The 21,048-nt window shown below is 69.8% G+C and carries 22 protein-coding genes; 12 read left to right on the forward strand and 10 right to left on the reverse strand.

The features are described from left to right. Positions 1 to 100: 100 nt before the first annotated feature. Together GIY23_RS02420 and moaA are read right to left on the reverse strand one after the other, a co-directional pair. Positions 101 to 352, reverse strand: a complete 252-nt coding sequence (locus GIY23_RS02420; RefSeq protein WP_154075173.1) for a MoaD/ThiS family protein — start codon at positions 350 to 352, stop codon at positions 101 to 103. Between the two features lie 60 nt (positions 353 to 412). Then, entirely contained in the window at positions 413 to 1,462 is a 1,050-nt protein-coding gene (gene moaA, locus GIY23_RS02425; protein WP_154078551.1) for a GTP 3',8-cyclase MoaA, read from the reverse strand. Positions 1,463 to 1,597: 135 nt separating this feature from the next. Here moaA and GIY23_RS02430 point away from each other — a divergent pair, with 135 nt between their 5' ends. The 5 genes from GIY23_RS02430 to GIY23_RS02450 are packed head-to-tail and all read left to right on the forward strand — an operon-like array spanning position 1,598 to position 5,487. Further along, on the forward strand, positions 1,598 to 1,999 hold the full coding sequence (locus tag GIY23_RS02430; protein WP_154075174.1) for a TOBE domain-containing protein: 402 nt from the start codon (positions 1,598 to 1,600) through the stop codon (positions 1,997 to 1,999). Continuing rightward, positions 1,999 to 2,775, forward strand: coding sequence for a molybdate ABC transporter substrate-binding protein (gene modA, locus GIY23_RS02435; RefSeq protein WP_154075175.1), 777 nt, complete (start codon positions 1,999 to 2,001; stop codon positions 2,773 to 2,775). The genes GIY23_RS02430 and modA overlap by 1 nt, the downstream gene beginning before the upstream one ends. Positions 2,776 to 2,825: 50 nt before the next feature. Then, positions 2,826 to 3,599 carry an ABC transporter permease gene (locus tag GIY23_RS02440; RefSeq protein ID WP_187352119.1) on the forward strand — a complete coding sequence of 258 codons (774 nt, stop codon included), beginning with the start codon at positions 2,826 to 2,828 and terminating at the stop codon, positions 3,597 to 3,599. A gap of 59 nt (positions 3,600 to 3,658) precedes the next feature. After that, positions 3,659 to 4,699: a sulfate/molybdate ABC transporter ATP-binding protein gene (locus GIY23_RS02445; RefSeq protein WP_154078553.1), complete on the forward strand. Its 1,041-nt coding sequence runs from the start codon at positions 3,659 to 3,661 to the stop codon at positions 4,697 to 4,699. Positions 4,700 to 4,722: 23 nt separating this feature from the next. Further along, positions 4,723 to 5,487: an HAD-IIA family hydrolase gene (locus GIY23_RS02450; protein ID WP_187352120.1), complete on the forward strand. Its 765-nt coding sequence runs from the start codon at positions 4,723 to 4,725 to the stop codon at positions 5,485 to 5,487. 102 nt (positions 5,488 to 5,589) lie between these two features. Here the strand turns inward: GIY23_RS02450 and GIY23_RS02455 are convergent, their stop codons facing one another. The 3 genes from GIY23_RS02455 to GIY23_RS02465 all read right to left on the reverse strand — a co-directional run bounded on the left by GIY23_RS02455 (position 5,590) and on the right by GIY23_RS02465 (position 7,237). Further along, complete coding sequence (locus GIY23_RS02455) at positions 5,590 to 5,895, reverse strand: hypothetical protein (RefSeq protein WP_228717504.1); 306 nt, start codon at positions 5,893 to 5,895, stop codon at positions 5,590 to 5,592. 92 nt (positions 5,896 to 5,987) lie between these two features. Then, positions 5,988 to 6,389, reverse strand: a complete 402-nt coding sequence (locus GIY23_RS02460) for a YccF domain-containing protein (RefSeq protein WP_154075177.1) — start codon at positions 6,387 to 6,389, stop codon at positions 5,988 to 5,990. 65 nt (positions 6,390 to 6,454) lie between these two features. Further along, positions 6,455 to 7,237: a PhzF family phenazine biosynthesis protein gene (locus tag GIY23_RS02465; protein ID WP_154075178.1), complete on the reverse strand. Its 783-nt coding sequence runs from the start codon at positions 7,235 to 7,237 to the stop codon at positions 6,455 to 6,457. Positions 7,238 to 7,368: 131 nt separating this feature from the next. On the opposite strand from GIY23_RS02465, the gene GIY23_RS02470 reads away from it, so the two are divergent. After that, complete coding sequence (locus tag GIY23_RS02470; RefSeq protein ID WP_228717505.1) at positions 7,369 to 8,997, forward strand: AMP-binding protein; 1,629 nt, start codon at positions 7,369 to 7,371, stop codon at positions 8,995 to 8,997. Positions 8,998 to 9,281: 284 nt separating this feature from the next. Here the strand turns inward: GIY23_RS02470 and GIY23_RS02475 are convergent, their stop codons facing one another. Next, the gene (locus GIY23_RS02475) at positions 9,282 to 10,244 is read right to left on the reverse strand and encodes a R2-like ligand-binding oxidase (RefSeq protein WP_154075179.1); all 963 of its coding nucleotides are present in this window, start codon (positions 10,242 to 10,244) and stop codon (positions 9,282 to 9,284) included. Between the two features lie 88 nt (positions 10,245 to 10,332). On the opposite strand from GIY23_RS02475, the gene GIY23_RS02480 reads away from it, so the two are divergent. Then, entirely contained in the window at positions 10,333 to 10,947 is a 615-nt protein-coding gene (locus GIY23_RS02480; RefSeq protein ID WP_228717506.1) for an HAD family hydrolase, read from the forward strand. 152 nt (positions 10,948 to 11,099) lie between these two features. Beyond that, positions 11,100 to 11,798: an SDR family oxidoreductase gene (locus tag GIY23_RS02485; protein WP_154075180.1), complete on the forward strand. Its 699-nt coding sequence runs from the start codon at positions 11,100 to 11,102 to the stop codon at positions 11,796 to 11,798. 13 nt (positions 11,799 to 11,811) lie between these two features. Here GIY23_RS02485 and GIY23_RS02490 read toward each other — a convergent pair whose 3' ends face one another. After that, a complete protein-coding gene (locus GIY23_RS02490) occupies positions 11,812 to 12,027 on the reverse strand; it encodes a hypothetical protein (protein ID WP_154075181.1) in 216 nt (71 codons plus the stop codon). Between the two features lie 138 nt (positions 12,028 to 12,165). On the opposite strand from GIY23_RS02490, the gene GIY23_RS02495 reads away from it, so the two are divergent. Together GIY23_RS02495 and GIY23_RS02500 are read left to right on the forward strand one after the other, a co-directional pair. After that, positions 12,166 to 12,990 (forward strand): alpha/beta fold hydrolase, encoded by an 825-nt coding sequence (locus tag GIY23_RS02495; RefSeq protein ID WP_154075182.1) that lies wholly within the window; start codon positions 12,166 to 12,168, stop codon positions 12,988 to 12,990. A 630-nt stretch (positions 12,991 to 13,620) separates the two neighbouring features. Continuing rightward, on the forward strand, positions 13,621 to 14,013 hold the full coding sequence (locus GIY23_RS02500) for a cold-shock protein (RefSeq protein ID WP_154078556.1): 393 nt from the start codon (positions 13,621 to 13,623) through the stop codon (positions 14,011 to 14,013). A 16-nt stretch (positions 14,014 to 14,029) separates the two neighbouring features. Here the strand turns inward: GIY23_RS02500 and GIY23_RS02505 are convergent, their stop codons facing one another. From GIY23_RS02505 to GIY23_RS02515, 3 genes are read right to left on the reverse strand one after another with little or no spacing between them, the layout of a single operon-like run. Beyond that, positions 14,030 to 14,518, reverse strand: a complete 489-nt coding sequence (locus tag GIY23_RS02505) for a DUF2771 family protein (protein ID WP_154075183.1) — start codon at positions 14,516 to 14,518, stop codon at positions 14,030 to 14,032. Positions 14,519 to 14,527: 9 nt separating this feature from the next. After that, positions 14,528 to 16,213 carry an MFS transporter gene (locus GIY23_RS02510; RefSeq protein WP_154075184.1) on the reverse strand — a complete coding sequence of 562 codons (1,686 nt, stop codon included), beginning with the start codon at positions 16,211 to 16,213 and terminating at the stop codon, positions 14,528 to 14,530. Between the two features lie 37 nt (positions 16,214 to 16,250). Beyond that, the gene (locus GIY23_RS02515; protein WP_154078558.1) at positions 16,251 to 16,919 is read right to left on the reverse strand and encodes a glutaminyl-peptide cyclotransferase; all 669 of its coding nucleotides are present in this window, start codon (positions 16,917 to 16,919) and stop codon (positions 16,251 to 16,253) included. Between GIY23_RS02515 and GIY23_RS02520 the strand changes: the two genes are divergently transcribed. Continuing rightward, positions 16,902 to 18,053: a DUF3027 domain-containing protein gene (locus GIY23_RS02520; protein WP_323847474.1), complete on the forward strand. Its 1,152-nt coding sequence runs from the start codon at positions 16,902 to 16,904 to the stop codon at positions 18,051 to 18,053. The genes GIY23_RS02515 and GIY23_RS02520 overlap by 18 nt on opposite strands. After that, complete coding sequence (locus GIY23_RS02525) at positions 18,050 to 21,019, forward strand: sacsin N-terminal ATP-binding-like domain-containing protein (RefSeq protein ID WP_154075185.1); 2,970 nt, start codon at positions 18,050 to 18,052, stop codon at positions 21,017 to 21,019. The genes GIY23_RS02520 and GIY23_RS02525 overlap by 4 nt, the downstream gene beginning before the upstream one ends. The last annotated feature ends 29 nt before the right edge of the window (positions 21,020 to 21,048 follow it).

Genomic DNA, 21,048 nt, shown 5'->3' on the forward strand with positions numbered 1-21,048 from the left:
AGACACGCCGAGGTGTCCGGTAGACGCGGGCGCGCGTGCGCCCACAGAAGAGAGAGGTAAGGAACTCGGCCGCACGTGGCCACGCACGGTCGTCGGCGCGTCAACCTCCGGCGAACGGGGGCAAGACGTCCAAGGTCGCCCCGTCCGGGACGGCGACCGAACGGTCCCGCACGGCCAGCCCGGCCAGGAGGAAACTGCAAGCCGGAAGCACGCTCGCCAGGCTTTCGTGCCGGTCGTGCAGTGCTCCGATCACGGTCGCCGCATCGTGCGGCCTTCCGTCCGCCTCGAGACGGACGGTCTCCTCGGCGACCCCCGCGGCCGCTCGGGCGCCCGCGAAGTACCGCACGTGCACCGAAACCGCTCCCGGTGCGCTCGAATCCGTCTTCGCGACGTGTGCCGCTTGATCCACCACTCAGCCCCCGATCGCGCTCATCGGCCGGGACGGCTCGGCGAACCCCTGTCCGTCGACGCCGTGCCCTTCGGCCTTGGCCCACATCTCGCCGCGCCAGAGCCGGGCGAGTTCGGCGTCGTCGGCGCCGTCACGCATCGGTCCGCGCAGGTCGGTCTCGGTGTTCGAGAACAGGCAGGAGCGCAGTTGCCCGTCGGCGGTGAGCCGGGTCCGGTCGCATGCGGAGCAGAACGGCCGGGTCACCGAGCCGATCACGCCCACCGTGCCGGGGCCGCCGTCCACGAGCCAGCGTTCGGCGGGGGCCGAGCCGCGTTCGGCCTCGTGCGGGGTCAGGGCGAACTCGCGGTGCAGCAGTTCGAGGATCTCGTCGGCGGTGACCATCTGGTCCCGGTCCCAGCCGTGCTGGGCGTCGAGAGGCATCTGCTCGATGAAGCGCAGCTGGTAGTCGTGCTCGAGGCAGAATCGCAGCAGGTCGCCTGCCTCGTCGTCGTTGATCCCGCGCATGAGGACGGCGTTGACCTTGACCGGATGCAGCCCGGCCGCCGCGGCGCCGCGTAGACCCGCCAGCACTGCGTCGAGCTTGTCGCGACGGGCGAGTTCGCGGAACCGGTCGGCGTGCAGTGTGTCCAGCGAGACGTTGACCCGGTTCAGTCCCGCGTCGGCGAGCGGCCGGGCGAACCGGTCGAGGTTGATCCCGTTGGTGGTCAGCGAGGTCTTGGGGTTGCCGGGCAGCGCCGAGGTGGCGGCGATGACGTCGACGAGGTCCTTGCGCAGCAACGGTTCCCCGCCGGTGAACCGGACCGTCGTGATGCCGAGGCTCTCGACGGCGAGCCGGATCAGCCTGATCATCTCGTCGGTGTCGAGTAGTTCGTCGCGCCCGAGCCACGGCAGCCCTTCGGCGGGCATGCAGTAGGTGCATCGCAGGTTGCATTTGTCGATCAGGGACACGCGCAGGTCCCTGGCCACCCTGCCGAATCGGTCGACGAGTTCGGGCGTGTCCGGACGCGCCGAGGTGTCGGTCGGGGTGCGTACGACCGGAATTCCCAGCTCCACGGCATTCACGGCACCGAGACTAACCGTGAGGTGCGACACCGATCGACCCGTTCACCATCCGGGACGACATGCGATCACGCAGATACGGTACGAGGCTCTGGATTTCTCCGCAGATGCGGAACTAGAGTCCTGTTCATGCCGCAGTATCGGATCTCGGAGATCGCCGGGCTGTTCGCGGTCAGCGACGACACTGTCCGGCGCTGGCTGGACGCGGGGCAGCTCGCAGCGGAGCGGGACGCGTCGGGTCGGCTCGCGGTCGACGGTGCCGCACTCGCCCGGTTCTCACGTGAGCAGGCACAGGCCACGCCGGACCCGTCCGGGGTGGGCCGCTCCGCCCGGAACCGCATGGTCGGCCTTGTCACCGAGGTCGTCTCGGACACGGTGATGTCGCAGGTGGAGATCCAGTGCGGGCCACATCGGGTGGTGTCGCTGATGAGCACCGAAGCGGTCCGTGACCTGGAACTGGAACCCGGAGCCCTCGCGGTCGCGGTGATCAAGTCGACCAACGTCGTCGTCGAAACACCAGGGGAGTCGTGATGCGCTGGATCAGCAGGATCACCGCAGCGGCGGCCGTGCTCGTGCTGGGCGCGAGCTGTGGCCAGGGGCGGCAGGGAGCCGACTCAGGCGCAGAAGGCGGCGAGCGCGAACTGACGGTCTTGGCGGCGGCGTCGTTGACCGATCCGTTCGAAGAGGTCGCGGCCCGCTTCTCGGAACAGAACCCTGGGGTGCGCGTGCGGTTCGACTTCCAGGGCTCGTCGACACTCGCCGAGCAGATCATTCAGGGACGACCCGCGGACGTGTTCGCCTCGGCCAACGAGAAGAACATGACGAAGGTCGTCGACGCCGACGCGGCGACCGGGAAGGCGGAGCCGTTCGTGACCAATCGGCTCACGATCGCCGTCCCGCCCGGAAACCCGGCGGGGATTCGGTCGCTCGCCGACCTCGCCGCCCCTGGAAAGGCCGTGGTGACCTGCGCGGACCCGGTCCCGTGCGGGGCAGCGACCAACGAGGTGGAGCAGGCTTCCGGGGTGCGACTTAACCCGGTCAGTGAGGAGAACGACGTCACGTCGGTTCTGCAGAAGGTGCAGGCAGGGGAGGCCGACGCCGGGCTCGTGTACGTCACGGACGTGCGTTCGGCGCAAGGCCGGGTCGAGGGGATCGACTTCCCCGAGTCGCGGCAGGCGCTCAACATCTACCCGATCACCACGTTGCAGGACGCGGCGCAGCCGGAGTTGGCGGCCGAGTTCGTCCGGTTCGTGCAAGGTCCCGAGGGACGTGAGGTTCTGGAACGCGCCGGGTTCGGGGCGCCGTGACGGGCCCGGCCGGGGTGCGTGAGTTCGGCACGCGGCCGTCTCGGTCGGGGGTGCCGCTGCCGCTGTGGCCGTTCGCGGCCCTGGGGCTCGCGCTGGTGGTCCTGCCGGTGCTCGGGCTGTTTCTCCGGGTCGAACCGACGCGGCTTCCCGCTCTGCTGCTCAGTGACACGGCGCTGTCGGCGCTCTGGTTGTCGGTGAAGACGTCCTTGCTCTCCACTGTCCTGTCAGTGCTGCTGGGCGCACCGCTGGCGATGGTGCTGGCTCGAGGCTCGGTTCCGGGGGTGCGGGTGCTGCGGGCTCTCGTGTTGCTGCCGCTGGTCCTGCCTCCGGTGGTCGGCGGTCTCGCCATGCTGTACCTGCTCGGTCGCACGGGTCCGTTGGGAGGACCGCTGGACGACCTGTTCGGCGTGACCGTGCCGTACACGACGGCGGCGGTGGTGCTCGCGCAGACTTTCGTGGCGATGCCGTTCCTGGTCGTCGGGCTCGAAGGCGCGTTGCGCTCCGCCGGCGGTGCCTACGAGAAGGTCGCCGCCACGCTCGGAGCCGGGCCGTGGTCGGCGTTCCGCCGGGTGACCGTGCCCCTGTTGCTGCCCGCGCTCGGGTCGAGCCTCGTGCTCACGTTCGCGCGTGCACTCGGTGAGTTCGGTGCGACGATCACCTTCGCGGGCAGTCTGCAAGGCGTGACGCGGACGTTGCCGCTCGCCGTGTACACCGAGGCGCAGTCCGATGTGGACGCTGCGGTGGCGATGTCGTTGCTGCTGGTCGCGTTGGCCCTGCTGGTGATCGTCCTCGCGCGTCCCAAGGCGGTGGAAGGACAGCTGTGAGCGAAGGACTCGACGCCGACGTCGACGTGCTGCGTCGCGCGTTCGCGCTCCGCGTCGCGATGCACGCCCCGCCCGGTGAGGTCGTGGCGGTGCTCGGGCCGAACGGTGCAGGCAAATCCACTTTGCTCGCCGCCCTGTCCGGGATGCACGACCCGGACCGGGGCCGGATCGCACTCGGCGAGCGAGTGTGGTTCGACTCGGCGCAACGCGTGAGCGTGCCCACCCACAAGCGCGGGGTCGGACTGCTCGCTCAGACGCCGCTGCTCTTCCCGTACCTGTCGGCGCTGGACAACGTCGCGTTCGGGCCGCGTTCGGCCGGGCAGAGCAGGGCCCAGGCGGGTGAGGCCGCCGCCGGGTGGCTCGAACAGGTCGACGCGCTCGTCCTCGCCGACCGCCGTCCCGCGCAGCTCTCGGGTGGTCAGGCGCAACGCGTCGCGCTCGCGCGTTGTCTGGCCGCCGAACCCGAACTGTTGCTGCTCGACGAACCGCTCGCCGCCCTCGACATCGACGCCGCGCCTGCGATGCGCGGCCTGCTGCACCGGGTGCTGGAGGGTCAGCGGACACCGACGGTGCTGGTCACCCACGACGTGCTGGACGCGGTCGTGCTCGCCGACCGCGTCGTGGTGCTGCACGAGGGTGAGATCGTCGAACAAGGGCCGACGCGGACGGTCCTGACCCGCCCGAAGGCCGCGTTCACCGCGCGCATCGCCGGGCTCAACCTGCTCAGCGGACTGCTGGACGGTGACTCGGTGCGCGCCGAGGACGTGGTCGTCAGTGGCCGCATCGCCGAGGAAGGTCGCCCGGGCGAACCGGCGGGTGCCGTGTTCGCGCCCACCGCCGTGGCCGTGCACCGCGAGCGCCCGCACGGGAGCCCGCGCAACGCCGTGCGTGTCAGGCTCGACGCGGTGGAGCCGCGTGGTGACGTGGTCCGGCTCAGAGGCACCGTCGACGGTCCAGCGGACGGGACGGCGCTGGCAGCCGACGTGACCGCCGCCGCGACGGCTGACCTGCGACTCGGAGTCGGGGAGTGCGTCTGGTTCGTCGTCAAGGCCACCGAAGTGGCCATCCACCCGCTGTCCGGGGGATCATCGCGCGCGTGACTGACACCGCGTGGACCTACCTCATGGACATGGACGGCGTGCTCGTGCACGAAGAGCACATGGTTCCCGGCGCGGACGCGTTCATCAGCGCGCTGCGCGAAGCGGGCAACCCGTTCATGGTCTTCACCAACAACTCGATCTACACCCCGCGTGACCTGCGAGCCCGGTTGTTGCGCAGCGGATTGGACATCCCGGAGTCGGCGATCTGGACTTCGGCGCTGGCGACCGCGCAGTTCCTCGACAACCAGCGGCCCGGCGGTTCGGCGCACGTCGTGGGCGAGTCCGGGCTCACGACGGCGCTGCACAACATCGGCTACGTGCTCACCGACCGGGAGCCGGACTACGTGGTTCTGGGGGAGACCCGGACCTACAGCTTCGAGTCGATCACCAAGCTGATCCGGCTGGTCGAGGGCGGGGCGCGGTTCATCGCGACGAATCCCGACGAGAAGGGGCCGAGCCCGGAAGGGTCGCTGCCCGCGACGGGCGCGGTCGCGGCGCTCATCGAGCGCGTCACCGGCAGGGCGCCGTACTACGTCGGCAAGCCGAATCCGCTGATGATGCGCTCGGCGCTGCGCACACTGGGTGCGCACTCGGAGAACACACTGATGATCGGCGACCGGATGGACACCGACGTACGTTCGGGGCTCGAAGCGGGGTTGCAGACGATCCTGGTGCTCACCGGCATCTCGGGGGAGCACACGGCGGAGCGCTACCCGTACCGGCCGACAAAGGTGATCCGTTCCATCGCCGACCTCGTCGACCACGTCAAGGATCCGTTCGGGGCCTGAGAGTGGATTCGGGGACTGTCCTTGGTGCGCGTAGGGCACGGTCATACGTGCCCAGCCGCAGCACAGTGAGGGGCTCCGGCGTCCGGCTGGATTCCCCGCGGGTCACGCCCGGTCGAGGTCGCGGCGGAACCGTCGGGGAGGCTGCGGCGTGCTCGGGGGGTCTTCGAGCGCGGCCTCGACCCGGTTGAGTTCGTCGGCGAGCTGCTCTGCGGCGTCCCTGACGAGCTCGGCCCGGCCGCTCAACGAGCCCGACCAGTGCCGCTGTGCTGCGGCGAGGCGGTCGAGCAGGTCCGCTTGCAGGCGCAGGCGTTCGACCTGCGTCCAGGTGGCGGGCTCCGCCCGGCCTGACTCGCGCAGAGCGCGCTCGATGGCGGCCGCGACCCTCTCCAACTCCAAGTCGGTGATCATGACACCCCCGCGTCGGGACCGGTTTCCTTGAGGTGAGAGGCGAGCACGGCCACCGTAATACGGAACTGTGTGTCAGATCACGTGCGACACGGTCACCGGGCCGGGCTCGGCACGCCGGGCTGGTCGGTGTCCACGATGCGTTTACCCATCGGCAGCAGCGAGACCGGGACGAGCTTGAAGCTCGCGATTCCCAGCGGGATGCCGATGATCGTCACGCACAGTGCGAGGCCCGTGACGATGTGCCCGATGGCGAGCCACCAGCCTGCGAGGATCAGCCACAGCAGGTTGCCGATGGCCGCGCCCGAGCCGGCGCCCGGCTCGTCCACGACGCGGCGGCCGAACGGCCACAACGCGTAGTTCGCCATTCGAAACGAGGCGATCCCGAAGGGGATGCCGATGATCGTGATGCACAGCAGCACGCCGGCGACCAGGTAGCCGACGGCCATCCAGAAGCCGCTGAACACGAGCCAGATGATGTTGAGCAGCAGAGCCATGACACCAGCGTGCCAGGTGCCCGGCCGCGCGTCCTCGGTGATCTCTCCGAGGCGGCCTCAGGGGCTCACGCGTGCAGCTGACCTCGGAGAACCGTCACCGCTCGACCCGCCAGCCCGACGCGGGTCCCTCGGAGCGTGACCTGAACCTCGCCGCCTCGGGGTGAGGCCTGCTCGGCGGCGAACCGTTCTCCATGGCCGGTGCGGCCCAGCTTCTGCGACCAGTACGACGCGAGGATGCAGTGCGCCGATCCGGTCACCGGGTCCTCGGGGACCCCGACGTTCGGAGCGAACACGCGGCTGACGAAGTCGAGTCCGGGACGGTCCCCGGCGGCCGTGACGATGACGTCGTGCGCGTCGTCGAGGGCGTCGAGGTCGGGGTGCAGTGCGCGGACCTCGGCGGCGGAAGCGACCTGCACCAGTACCCAACTCTTGCCCTGCGCGCACGCCTCGATGGTGACGCCGGGAAGGGCGTCGACGACTTCCTCCGGCGGCTCCACCGGCTCGGCCAGGCCCAGCGGAAAGTCCATCTCGATCGTGCCGTCGGCCAGTGAAGTGCACGCGAGCTCACCGCTCGCGGTCGTGAACCGCTGCTCGTCGCCCAGCACGTGCGCGGTCGCGAGCGTGGCGTGCCCGCACAGGTCGACCTCGGTGGTCGGCGTGAACCACCGCAGCGACTTCGGCTCGTCGGCGGCGCCGCCGGTGACGACGAACGCCGTCTCCGAGTGGTTCAGCTCCGCGGCCACCGACTGCATCCACGCCGTCTCCGCAGGAGCGTCCAGCAACACGACTCCGGCCGGGTTGCCACTGAACGGGGTGTCGGTGAACGCGTCGACGACGTAGACATCCATTCCCTGAGCTTATCTCTGCCGGACGAGCGATGATCGTCACCGGCGGGCAGCGACACCGCGGGCAGGGGCTCGACCGCGACGACGCGGCTGGGCGATGATGGTGACGCAGAGCACGCGAGCCGGAGGTAGCAGTGGACACCAACGAACAGACCTTGCCGAGCTACTCCTCCGGCACGTCGGACGTTCCGCTGCTCGGCGACACCATCGGGGACAACCTCGACCGCACTGCCGCCGCGCACCCCGACCGCGACGCGCTCGTCGAGTTCGCCACCGGCCGCCGCTGGACCTACCGCGAGTTCGTCGCCGACGTCGACGCCCTCGCCCACGGGCTCCTGGAACGCGGAATCGTGAAGGGCGACCGCGTCGGGATCTGGGCCCCCAACCGTTCGGAATGGACCCTCACCCAGTACGCGACCGCGAAGATCGGGGCGATCCTGGTCAACATCAATCCCTCGTACCGGAGTCACGAGCTCGAATACGTCCTCAACCAGGCGGGCATCCGGATGCTGGTCTCCGCCGAGTCGTTCAAGACCTCGGACTACGTGGGCATGATCGACGAGGTGCGCGGCCGGTGCCCGACCCTCGAACAGGTCGTCCACGTCGGCACCGGCGACTGGGACGGGCTCTTCCGGCGCGATGCGGATGCGCAGGTGCTCCGCGACGCGCAGCGCGCGTTGTCGGCGGACGACCCGATCAACATCCAGTACACCTCGGGCACCACCGGATTCCCGAAGGGCGCGACACTGTCGCACCACAACATCCTCAACAACGGCTTCTTCGTCGGCGAGCTCTGCGGCTACACCGAGCGGGACCGGGTCGCGATCGTGCCGCCGTTCTACCACTGCTTCGGCATGGTGATGGGCAACCTCGCCTGCACCAGCCACGGCTCCGCGATGGTCGTCCCGTCCGAGGCGTTCGAGCCGCAGTCCGTGCTCGACGCGGTCGCGACCGAACGCTGCACGTCGCTGTACGGGGTGCCGACGATGTTCATCGCCGAAATGGATCTGCCGACCTTCGACGACTACGACCTGAACTCGCTGCGCACCGGGATCATGGCGGGCTCGACCTGCCCGGTCGAGGTGATGAAGCAGGTCATCGATCGGATGGGCATGTCGGAGGTTGCCATCTGTTACGGCATGACGGAAACCTCTCCGGTGTCCACGCAGACCCGCGCCGACGACTCCCTGGAACGGCGAGTGTCCACCGTCGGCCGCGTCGGCCCGCACCTCGAGATCAAGGTCATCGACCCGGTCACCGGACTGACCGTGCCCCGAGGCGAGTCGGGTGAGCTGTGCACGCGCGGGTATTCGGTGATGCTCGGGTACTGGGAGCAGCCCGACAAGACCGCCGAGGCCGTCGACGCCGCCCGCTGGATGCACACCGGCGATCTCGCCACCATGGACGAGGACGGCTACGTCAGCATCACCGGCCGCATCAAGGACATGGTCATCCGTGGTGGGGAGAACATCTATCCCCGCGAGATCGAGGAATTCCTCTACACCCACCCGGACATTCTCGACGCGCAGGTCGTCGGGGTGCCGGACGCGCGCTACGGCGAAGAGCTCTGTGCCTGGGTGCGCCTGCACGCGGGAGCTTCCGAACTCACCGCCGAGACGCTGCGTGAGTTCTGCACGGGCAAACTCGCGCACTACAAGATTCCCCGGTACGTGCATGTCGTCGAGGAGTTCCCGATGACCGTCACCGGCAAGGTCCGCAAGGTCCAGATGCGCGAGGAATCAAAGCAGCTCCTGGAGCTGTAGCCACAGGACGCGCCATTCACCGCTTTGGTCACCCTGCGTAACCGCAAATTCGCGCGAATTTGCCGCCCACACCGGTGCGAACGGCACTCTCGCCCCACAAGACGAGGCGAGAGTGCCGTTCGCACCACCATCTCGCTGCCGGCTCAGCGGGCGAGCCCGCACCCGCCGTGACACAGAGGTATCACCGTGCGTGGTCGCGGCGAGGGCGAACGATGAGGCGAACGGCACTTTCGCCCCACAAGACGAGGCGAGAGTGCCGTTCGCACCACCGTCTCGCTGCCGGCTCAGCGGGCGGCGTCGGCGAGGGCGGCTTCGTCCTCGGCGCCGAACTGTTCCTCGAGCTGCTCCGGGGAGGCGTCCACGTCGATGTCGGCGAGGTTCGCCCCGCGCGCCGACGAGATCGCGCCGAGCCTCCGCGTGGCACGGTCGCCCGCGTACGCCGAGAGTTCCTCCAAGTCGAGCTGGAACGGTGGCTCCTCCGGCGCGTCGTCCGGTTGCCACTGGATCTGTTCCACGGCCAGCGGCAGGAGTTCTTCCATCCGCTTCTCGACGATCTCCCAGTTCGCTTCGTCGGCCGCCACGTGCCTGCGGCAGGTGAACGTGCCCCACGCCATGTGCCTGCGCTCGTCGTCGCCGATGCGCCGCACCACTTCCTGCATTCCGGGCATGATCCCGCGCGCCGCGCAGATCTTGTGCCACGCGTAGTAGCCGGTGAGCGCCAGCGTTCCCTCGATCACGTGGTTGTAGGTCACGGAAGCGCGAACCTGGTTGGCGGGGCTCGGGTCGCGGTGCAGGGCGTGCAGCGACTCGGGCAGTGCCTCGTAGAACAGGGCGCGGTAGCCGGGGTTCTCTTCGACGTGGCTGTGCAGGTCCTCGGTGAGTCCGACGGCGTCCATCCACAGCCGGAACGCCTGGGTGTGTTTGGCTTCTTCGAAGCAGAACTGCGAGAGGTACAGCTCGTCGCCGAACCGTCCCTCCGTGGCCATCGCGGCCATGAACGGCTGAATGTCCTGGGTGACGGCCTCCTCTCCGGCGATGAACTGCGAGCACAGCATCGCGACGCTGCGGCGCTCCTCGTCGTCGAGGTTCTGCCAGTCCTGCGCGTCCTGGCTGAAGTCGATCCCCGCCGGGTCCCAGAACTTCTTGTTGCCCTTCGTGAACAGGCGCAACGGCAACGAGTCCCAGCGGAGTCCACCGGCACGGAGGGAGTGGAAGTGCTCGCGGTGCGCGGTCAGCTCGGCGGTCATGAGGACTCCCGGTGGCGAGGGCGTGTCGGACGCCACAGCATTTTCGGTACTGAACAGTTCCGCGTCAAGGGATCGGTAGCCTGGCCCGGTGACCTCCCGCCTCGGACCGGTCGTGGGATTCGACCTCGACCTCACCCTCATCGACGTCCGGCCCGCCATGACCGAACTGTTCGCACGGCTGTCCCGCGAGTTCGGCGTCGAGCTCGACGGTGAGCACTTCGCCGCGAACCTCGGTCCGCCGCTGCCCGACGTCATCCGCGCTTACGGCTTCGACGAAGAGCTGGTCGAGCGCCTCGTCGCGCGGTTCCGGGAGTTGTACCCGGCCACGGCCATCCCGGTGACGACCATGATGCCGGGAGCCGCGGCCGCACTCGACGCCGTGCGCGCGGCCGACGGCTCCACGCTCATCGTCACCGGCAAGTACGAACGCAACGCTGCCCTGCACATCGAGGCCCTCGGGTGGGAGATCGACCGGCTGCGCGGCGATGCGTTCGGTGCCGACAAGGGTGCCGTTCTGGCCGAGTGCGGAGCCGATGTCTACGTCGGCGATCACGTCGGGGACGTGCGTGGCGCGAAGGTGGCCGGGGCGCTCGCCGTCGCGGTGGCGACAGGGCCCCACGACGCGGACACGTTGGTGGAGGCCGGTGCGGACGTCGTCCTGGGCGACCTCACGGAGTTCCCCGACTGGCTGAAGACGCGCTGACCTCCTGGTGTCGCTACCCAGAGAGAACGTCCACACAGGACTGGCGCGATGCGGTCGACCCGCCACGAACGTCGAACGCCGAGCTCGTAACCGGTAGTATTCGGCCGGTTACGCCGGAAGTGCTCGACGATCTCGTGAGCGGAGGAGCAACGATGGCCGGACGCCTCGAAGGCAAGCGGACGTTGGTGACGCACGCGGACCGATACCTCGGCCCACCTGTGGTCGAACTCTTCTCGTCGGAGGGCGCCGATGTGGTCGCCGACGAGTCCGTTCTGGACGAACCCGACGCGGCGCAGGGCCTGGTCGCCAACGTCGGGCACATTGACGTCCTGGTCGCGAACTTCGCGGGGCCCCGGGAGTACATGCCGGTCACGAACATGCTGGTCGGCGCCGACAGCTTCGCCGACCAGGACTTCCAGGCCTACCTCGACGCGCTCGTGTGGCCGTTCCTGCGGATCGTGCGCGCCGTGCTGCCGCAGATGATGGAACGCCGCGCAGGCAAGATCGTGGGCGTCACCAGCGCCACCCCGGAGCGCGCGATCCCCGGGCTGAGCGTGTACTCGGCCGCCCGCGGAGCGCAGAACGCGTTCCTGCAGGTCGTCGGTAATGAAGCGGCGCCGTACAACGTGCAGGTCAACGCTCTCGGGCCCGCGCACATCGAGAACAACATGTACTACACCGACGAGATGCTGGCCGACGAGTCGGTGCGCCAGCAGTTCGAGGCTCAGATTCCCGCCGGGCGACTCGGCACCGGTCCCGAGGCGGCCGAACTGGCGTTGTCCCTGGCGAGTTCGGGCAGCGATTTCCTCGCCGGTCAGGTCATTCCGATCTCCGGTGGCTGGACCACCTGAGCCGCTGCGGTGTTCAGTCGGCTCGGGTGCGTCGACGCGAGCGCACGAGCATCGACACCAGCCCGACGGCCAGTCCGGCCGGCGCGAGCAGCGCGGCGAGGTTGAGCCACACCGGGAGGTCGCTGAACCCGGCCGCGAACAGGACGAAGATCGCCACCACGGCCAGCAGTCCGGCCGCGAACAGAATCAGCGCCACGTGCGTTGCCGTCGACTGCGATGCCTCGTCCATGGCGTCGAGTCTAGGCGCCGCCGCAGTACCCGCCGAAAATCGGGCGAATACGCGGTACCTGACTCGTGCGTCGGCAGAGTGTGACTCGTCCTGGCTGTGCGCAGCGGTCGACGCCAGAGTTTGTGACATGATCAGGAAATGCATCTGTCGCAACGGTTCGACTGGCGGGGGCACTCCGTCGCGTGGGATCACGTCGGAGGATCCGGGCCTGCGGTGGTGATGTGCCACGGGACGCCGTGGTCCGCCCAGGTGTGGGTTCCGTTCGCGCAGGCTCTGAGCCGGGAATTCTCGGTCTACTTGTGGGACATGGCTGGCTTCGGCCAGTCCACCAAGCACGCGGACCAGCCCGTCGACCTCGGCACCCAAGCCGAGCTGTTCGATGACCTGCTGCGTCACTGGGATCTGGCCTCGCCGCACGTGATCGCGCACGACTGGGGCGGCGCGGTGGCGTTGCGGGCGCACCTGCTCCACGGAGCGGCATACTCTTCGCTCGCATTGGTCGACGTGGTGGCGCTTCGCCCGTGGGGTTCCGACTTCTTCCACCTCGTCGCAGAGCACAAGGACGTGTTCGCATCCCAGCCCGGGTTCGTTCACCGGGGAGCGTTGGAGGCCTACATCGCCGGTGCCAGTCATCGGGGACTGTCGAGCGAGCAGATGGACGTCCTGACCGCTCCATGGCTGTCGGATGAGGGTCAGCGCGCCTTCTACCGGCAGATCGCTCAAGCCGATCAACGCTTCACGGACGAGATCCAGGACCTGTACTCCGAGATCGACCTCCCGGTGAAGATCGTCTGGGGACGTGAAGACACGTGGATCCCTGTCGACAGGGCGACGCGATTGGCCGAGATGATCCCCGACGCCGACGTCGAGATCATCGACGAGGCCGGGCACCTGATCCAGTACGACGCCCCGATCCACCTCGCAACGGCCTTGCAGCGGTGGCTGCTGCACGTCCGCACGTAACCACCGGTCGCACGCGCCTTGTGGCTGGAGAAAGAGGGGTAAGTGGGTTGATCTGCGTGGGTGGTGCCGTAGCGGAACCTCACCTCGCGGCTGGCTGCGGGATCGTCGACATCGAGTAGCGCCCTAACGCAAGAGGAGTTCTGCGTAGTGTTGCTGAAGGGCCTGCATTTCGTCAGGTGAACGGGTCGCAACCTGCTTGCCCAGCTCCGCTTGGATGCGGTCGAGAAGGTGGTGCCACCCGGCCGCGTTCCGGGACAGAATGGTGATCGGGTCGTCTCCAGCGGCGACACCGCTCATCAGATGCATATGCCAGTGCGTTTCCAGCCCAGCGAGGCCAGATGCGTCTGTTCGGTGAGTACTGCGGTAGCGCCGTCGCTGTGCTCCAGCAGTCCGTGTCGGGCGGGCGCACGGCGGCACTTCGGGTGTCCGGCCGGGTACCCTAGAGTGACGCGTCCTGGAACGCTCGAGCCGCACGGCCGACCGGGGCGCGTTCGTCGTGCCGGGGAGAGCACCCGTGCGGCGCAGCGCAGCGGCCCGGCGAGGTGGTCACTGCAGGTGGAGGCGACGACGACGGTCGCACCCGGCTTCGTGAGCGGGTGGGTGGCCGAGCGACAGGGAACGGTGAGGACAGTGCCGACCGGCAAGGTCAAGTGGTACGACGCGGACAAGGGTTTCGGATTCCTGACCCAGGACGCTGGTGAGGACGTCTACGTGCGCTCCACCGCTCTGCCGTCCGGGGTGGAGGCGCTGAAGACGGGCCAGCGGGTCGACTTCGACATGGCGCAGGGGCGTCGTGGGCCGCAGGCGCTGAAGGTCACCCTGCTCGACCCGCCGAAATCGGTGGCGGAATCGCAGCGTCGCTCGCCCGACGAGCTGCACGGCATGGTCGAGGACATGATCAAGCTGCTCGAGGCCCGCGTGCTGCCGGACCTGCGCCGCGGCCGCTACCCGGACCGGAAGAACACCAAGCGCGTCGGCGAGGTCGTCCGCGCCGTCGCCCGCGAGCTCGACCCCGGCGCCTGAGCGGGACGCCCCGCCCTCACGACTGGGGTGTGACGACCCACGTTCCGGCCAACGCGAACTGGATTCCCCCGTCTTCGGCGGGCAGCAGGACGCCGGAGTACTGCTGCACCTCGACGCGGGTGAACTGCGCGTCGTCGGCGGGTGGCCGCGCCGTGTAGGTGCGTCGTTCGTCGGGGGTGAACACCGAGCTGCGGTCGGCGACCTCCTGGCCGTTCGGCAGCCGGTACATCATCGCCACCTGCCAGGGTGCCGACGAGACCTCGCTCGGCACCGAGATCTGCACCGGCGAACCCGGCGGCACCCGCAGGTCCCCGATCGCGTCCGGATTCGGCGGTGAGCACTCCGTGCCGATCGCGTTGCAGAACTGGGCGGCCTCCACCCGGATCGATTCGCCGTGGGCGTAGAACGTGATCTCCGGGCTCTCGGGGGAGCCGGAAGCGGGAGTGCCGCAGCCGGCGAGCGCAAGGCCGGCGGCAGCCAGCAGCGCAGTCAATCCTCGGTGCACGCCGTGAGCCTACGTCGCCTGCCGCGCGCGTTCGGTAGCCGGTTCCGGTGCTCGGCGCAGGCGCGGAATCAGACTGCCACCGCGCCCGGCGGTGACGGTCTGGGCGAACCCGAGTGCGAGCAGCCCGGCGACGACCGTGAATCCGATCCAGTACTCCGGCGGCAACAAGACCCCGAGCGCGCCGCCGAGGACCCAGCTGAGCTGCAGGATCGTCTCGGACCGCCCGAACGCCGATGCGCGGGACCGTTCGGGCATGTCGCGCTGAATGACGGCGTCGAGGCAGACCTTGGCCAGCGCGCTGGCGCTCGCCCCGACGAGGGCGACGACCACCGCCAAGGGCAAACCCGCGAACACGGCGGCGACGGTGGTCGCGGCGAGCACGCCGCCGAGGCACGCGATAATGAGCTGGTCGGGCTTGTGGAAGGTGAGCTGCGCACCGACGGCGTTGCCGAGGAAGCTCCCGGCGCCCGCCGCACCGCCGACGAGTCCGAGCAGGCCGAGCTGCATCACCGGGTCCGTGACGCCCGCCTTGATGACGAAGGCGGCGAAGAGCGTCAGGAACCCGGTCAGCACCCGGATCGAGCCGTTGCCCCACAGCGCCACGACGACGTGGCCGGTCATCGGCGTGCGCTGCTTCTTCGAGCGTGCGTGGCTGGTGATGACTGCGGGAACCTCGCCCGCGGTGCTTTCCACCCACGCCGGGATGCGCAGGCACAGCCACGCCGCGAACGCGGCGAGCGCGGCCATGTACCAGAGCGCGCCTTCGGAGCCGAACAGGTAGGCGCAGCCGGAAGCGACGGCGCCGAACACCCCGCCCGCGGCCATGCCGAAAGTCGTCAGCCGCGAGTTCGCCTTGGTGAGAGTGATCTCGTCGGGCAGCACGCGCGGGGTCATAGCGGCCTTGAGCACCCCGAACGACTTCGACATGACCATGCAGCCCAGCGCCGCCGGATACAGCAGCCAACTGTCGAAGTTGAGCGCCATCACCACCGCGAGCACGACCCGGATGCCGAACGACGCGGCGAGCGCACCGCGCCTGCCTTGCTGGATGCGGTCGAGCGCCGGGCCGATCACGGGCGCGATCAGCGCGAACGGTGCGACGGTGATGAGCAGGTAGAGCGCGACCTTGTCGCGGCTCTCGGCGGTCGCGGCCGAGAAGAACAGGGTGTTCGCCAGGGCAACGGCCATCGCGGCGTCGACGGCGTAGTTGCCCATCACGGCATAGATGAACTTGCCGAGCCCGGATCGGTCGGCCCCGTCGGCGTTGGCGGCGGAGAAGAACAGCCGCACCGCTCGCTGGCTCAGGTTCCGGGTCCGCCAAGCGGCGACCCGCGTGACGGTGAGTTTGCGTGGCGGTTCGTTGCCGCGCCGCGGTTCGTCCGGCTGCTCCGGAGGCGGCTCCTCCTGCGGTTCATGCCTGCCCGGGTGGTCCCTGGGCAGCGGCGGGAGCCTGCGCGAGCGGTTCGTGCGTGCCGTGGCGTAGTCCGGGTCGTCGTCCCACGGGTAGCGACGAGACGGTTCGGAACGGTTGCGGCTGCCGTGTTCGGCGCGGTTGCGCTGGTCGTCCCCGGCACGGTTCCGGTGTTCGGCGCCGTTGCCCGGCCGGGTCCGGCCTTGGTGGGTGACGCGTCCGCGACGGTGCCCGGCGCTCCACCCGGCCCGGCCGCGCGGTTCGTCGTCTCGTCGGGCAGCCATGCCTGCCATCTTGCCGTATCGGTCCCGGGGCGCAGGATCATGCCGGGACGAACCGCACACGGTAGAGGTGCGGCCAGTACTTGCCGGTGAGCAGGAACTCGTCGGTGCCGTCGACGGCGGCGATGCCGTTGAGCACGTCGGCCTCCGCCGCGTCCTCCGGCGGCAGCAGCCCTGACGCGTCGACGACGCCGGTGACCTGCCCGGACCCGGGGTCGATGCGCACGATCCGGTCCTGGCCCCACACGTTCGCGAACACCTCGCCGCCGACGCACTCGAGCTCGTTGAGTTCGGTCACCGGCCGCTCGTCGAGCGTGACCTCGACGGAGCCGGTCTCATCGAACGTCACCGGGTCACGGAACGTCAGCTCGTCGCTGCCGTCCGACATCACCATCCGCTGCCCGTCGTGGCACAGGCCCCAGCCCTCGCCCTCGTAGCCGACCCGCCGGACCTCACGCAGCGACTCGCGTTCCCGCACCAGCGCGACCTCGTTCTTCCAGGTCAGCTGCCAGATGCGGTCCCCGGCGACGGTGATGCCCTCACCGAACTCCTCCGGGGCGAGCGGCATTTCGGCCAGCGTCCGCCCGGTGCGCTGATCGACGGATCTGATCACCGAGCTCTCGTATTGTCCGGTCCCTTCGTAGAGGATGCCCCCGGCGAGTTCGAGTCCCTGGGTGAAGGCGGTGCGATCGTGCGGAAGGACCTCCATCACGTCGACTCGCAGGTGTGGGACGCTTCCCGTGTGCCACAAGCCCTGATCGGACTGCTCGCGGTGTGCCTGGCCGTCGCCGTTCCCTGGTTCCTGCGTTACCGCGCAGCTCGCTGGCAGCGCGACCAAGCCCGCCAGCACGAGGGCGAGCAATCCGCTGTGTCGTCGCATCCGCACGCGGTCAGCGTGACACGGGCGTCGGAGGACTCGGAGGCGTGCGGCACAATCAACGGTGTGACGTCTCTGTCTGCTTCGATCAGCAGCCCGGCTTCCGGTGGTCGTGCCGGCGGTGCGGGTCTCGGCCATGCTGCCGGTGTGGATGCCGCGTACACCCCGGACGACGACCGGCGGGACAGGGTCGTGCCCGATCCCGATCCCCGGCTGGTCGCGTCGGTAGACCTCGCACGCACCGCCGCCGAGGACGAGACCGGGTCCGGTTCGGACGGGCCGGTCGGTGCCCACGTGGGGGTCGAGCCCGAGGCGGAGGGTCTCGCGACGCACCTGTTCGAGTCGACCGATCCCGGGTACGTGGGCTGGCGTTGGGCGGTGACCGTCGCCACTGTCGGCCCGGGCGAGCCGGTGACGGTGAGCGAGGTCGTGCTGCTGCCCGGTCCGCAGGCGCTGACCGCGCCCGACTGGGTGCCGTGGAACGAGCGGATCGAACCGGGTGACCTCGGCGCGGGCGATCTGTTGCCGAGCAGCGCCGACGACCCGCGGCTGGTTCCCGGCTACGTGCTCAGCGACGACCCGGCGGTCGAGGACGTGGCTCGCGACATCGGGCTCGGGCGGGAACGCGTGCCGAGCCGTGAGGGCCGCTTGGACGCCGCGGAGCGCTGGTACGAGGGCGAGTTCGGCCCGGACACGGACATGGCCCGGCAGGCACCGGGTGCGTGTGGCACGTGCGGCTTCTTCCTGTCGCTTGCTGGTTCGATGCGCGCGGCGTTCGGGGTGTGCAGCAACGAGGTCGCGCCCGCCGACGGCCGAGTCGTGCACGTCGAGTTCGGCTGCGGCGCGCATTCGGAGGCCGAGATCGACACGTCCTCGACGGTGCCGGTCGCCCGGGTCGTCTACGACGACACGACGCTGGACTACGAGTCTCGCGAGGACTCGCCTGCTCCCGAGGCCAGGGGGTGACCGACCCTTTCGGCACGGCCGCGCTGCGCAGCGCGGTGTTGCAGGCCTGGGACGCCTCGCCGACCCGGTTCCGGGAGGACGCGAACGCCGAAGGCGACCTGCGAGTCGGCGGGTACCGGGATCGGTTGCTCGTGGAGCTCGTCCAGAACGCCGCCGACGCCGCCGACGGAGCCGGCAAGCCCGGCTCCGTGTGGGTGCGGCTGGTCGACGGCGAGTTGCGGGTGGCGAACACGGGCGCGCCGCTGACGGTCGCCGGTGTCGAGTCCCTGGCTTCGCTGCGCGCGTCGGCGAAACGCGAGGGCGCCTCGGTGGGGCGGTTCGGCGTGGGTTTCTCGGCGGTGCTCGGAGTCTCGGACGACCCGTCGATCGTCTCGTCCACGGGTGGGATCCGGTTCTCCGCCTCGGCGACGCGTGAGCAGGCTGTTCAGCGTTCGGGAGTCGCCGACGAGGTGGCTCGCCGTGAAGGCGACGTACCGGTGCTGCGGTTGGCGTGGCCCGACGACGGGCAGCCGCCGGAGGGCTACGACAGCGAGGTGCGGCTGCCGCTACGTCCCGGCGTGGACGCGACGGAGTTGCTCGCGGCGTGCGCCGAGCAGGCCGCGGACCTGTTGCTGGCGCTGCCGTCGGTCGGGGAGATCCGCGTCGACGACCAGGTGTGGCGCAGGCACGACCGCGACGGCGACGCAGTCGACGTAGACGGGCCGGACGGAACGCGGCGATGGGTGGTGCACCGCGCGTCCGGCAACCTCCCGGAGTCCACGATGGCCGGTTTGGCCGTGGAGGAACAGCGGCACTCGCGATGGTGGGTGTGTTGGGCGGTGCAGCTCGACGAGGACGGTGCTCCGGTCGACGCGAGCGGCGACGTGTTGCACGCGCCGACGCCCACGGACGAACGAGTGTCGTTGCCCGCTCGCCTGTTGGCGGGTGTCCCGCTGGAGCCGGACCGGCGCCGGGTGGCGAATTCGCGCGCGTCCGAAGCGGTCTTGGTGTTCGCCGCGGAGTGCTACCCGGAACTCGTGTCCAAAATGGACCCGGAGCGCCGCGCCTCGCTGGTTCCGACGCCGGACTTTCCGCTGTCCGATGTGGACGAGAAGCTGCGACAGGTGGTGACCGACCGTCTCCGGGTGTCGGCATGGCTGCCGTCGGCGGCCGGGCGCGCGGTCGCCCCGCATGCGGCTCGTGTGCTCGACTTCCCGTCGGCTGAGCTGGTGAAGCTGCTTACCGACCTCGTTCCCGGGCTTGTGATCGCCGAGCTCTCGGAGCCCCGTTTTCGGCAGCGGCTGGCGGCACTGGAGGTCACCCGGCTCGGCCCGGCGGAGATCGTCGAGGCGGTGACGGGAGTGCAGCGTCCGGCATCGTGGTGGTACCGGCTCTACGCGGCGGTGGCTCCGATCGAGGAGTCGGATCCGCGAGCCCGCGACGACTTCGCTGCTTTGCCGGTGCCTTTGGCCGACGGACGCACCGTGACCGGACCCCGCGACGTCCTACTGGGAGCCGACGGCGACGACCCCGGCGCTTTGTTGTCCACTCTGGACATTTCAGGCTTGCGGATCGCCGCTGCGGAAGCGAGTCACCCGCTGTTGGAGAAACTCGGCGCGCATCGGGCCGGCCCGGGCGAGCTGCTCGACGCACCGCCGTTGGCGGACGCCGTACGCAGGAGCGTCGCGGACGCACGCGCGGGCGCGGACACGGGGCCGCTGGTGGAGGCGGTGCTGCGGCTCGCCTCCGGAGTCGCCTCGCGGGACTGGCTCGGCGCGTTGGCGCTTCCGGACTCCGAGGGTGATCACCGCAGGGCCGACGAGTCACTGCTTCCGGACGCGGCGCTGCGTACGGTTCTGGATCCCGAGTTCCTCGGCGGTGACGGCCCGCTGTCGGTGCTGGATGCGGAGTTCGCCGCCAGGTGGCCGCGGGAGCTGCTGACGTCGGTGGGCGTGCTGGACGGCTTCGCCGTGCACGTCGAGGAATCTCCCGTCGAGGCGCCCGAGGAGTTCGCGGACGGCGAGCAGTGGTGGCACGAGCAGGAAACGTGCGAGCAGTGGCCGCCGTCGCGGATCAGCGGCGTCCGCGACCTCGACCTGGTCGCTGCGGACGCGTGGCCGGAGGCGCTGCGCCTGCTCGTCTCGGAACCGGACACGTTGCGAGCCTTGCGGGAACCCGGCGGGCACGCCTCCTGGTGGATCGCACGGTTCGCGACGTTGGCGGGGCGCCCGCCACGATTCTGGCGGCTCGAGGAGGCCGACGAGCTCTCCGGGCTGTACGACCCGGTGCCGGACGTCGGGCTGGACGTCGAACCGTTGCGGTTGGCTGGTGTGCGCCAGGAGTTGCGAGTAGCCGATACCGACGACGCCGCCGACCTCCTGGCTCGGCTGGCGGAGCGGGAACGCGCCGTCCGTGCGGGCACCGCGGTTCGGGCGCACCGAGCGCTGGCCGACGCGGTCGCGTGTGACGTCGTGGACACCGACGACCTGGAACCGCCGCGCGCGGTGCGGTCGCTGTCGGGCGCGGTGGTGGACGCGCACCGGGCGGTCGTACTCGACGAACCGTGGCTGCTCGGCGTGCTCGACGCGCCGCTCGTCGTCGCGGGCGGCAGCCCCGACCAGCTCGACGCCGAAGCGCTCGCCGAACTGCTCGACCTACCGCTGGCATCGGAGGACCCGGCCGCGCGGATCGAAGACGCTGGCACGGTCCAACAATGGCGCGACGCGGCACGCGTACCCGCTGCGTGTGAACTACTCGGCGTCCCGGTGCCTGCGGGCACGGTCGCTGTGCACGAGACACTGACGGTGCGGGTCGCGGACGGGGAGCGGCGGGTGCACTGGTGGGTCGACACCGACGGCGCCGTCCACGCGGACCACACGCCGGACGGGCTCGGACGTGCCCTCGCCTGGGCGACGGGACACTGGCCGGACCGCTTCGCGCTCACGGCCCTGCTCGCCGACCCCGAAGCCACCACCCTCCTGCGCTGACGAAGCGAACGGCACTCTCGCCTCACGAC

Origin of the sequence: Allosaccharopolyspora coralli (genome assembly GCF_009664835.1) — a bacterium.
Taxonomy (GTDB): Bacteria; Actinomycetota; Actinomycetes; order Mycobacteriales; family Pseudonocardiaceae; genus Allosaccharopolyspora; species Allosaccharopolyspora coralli.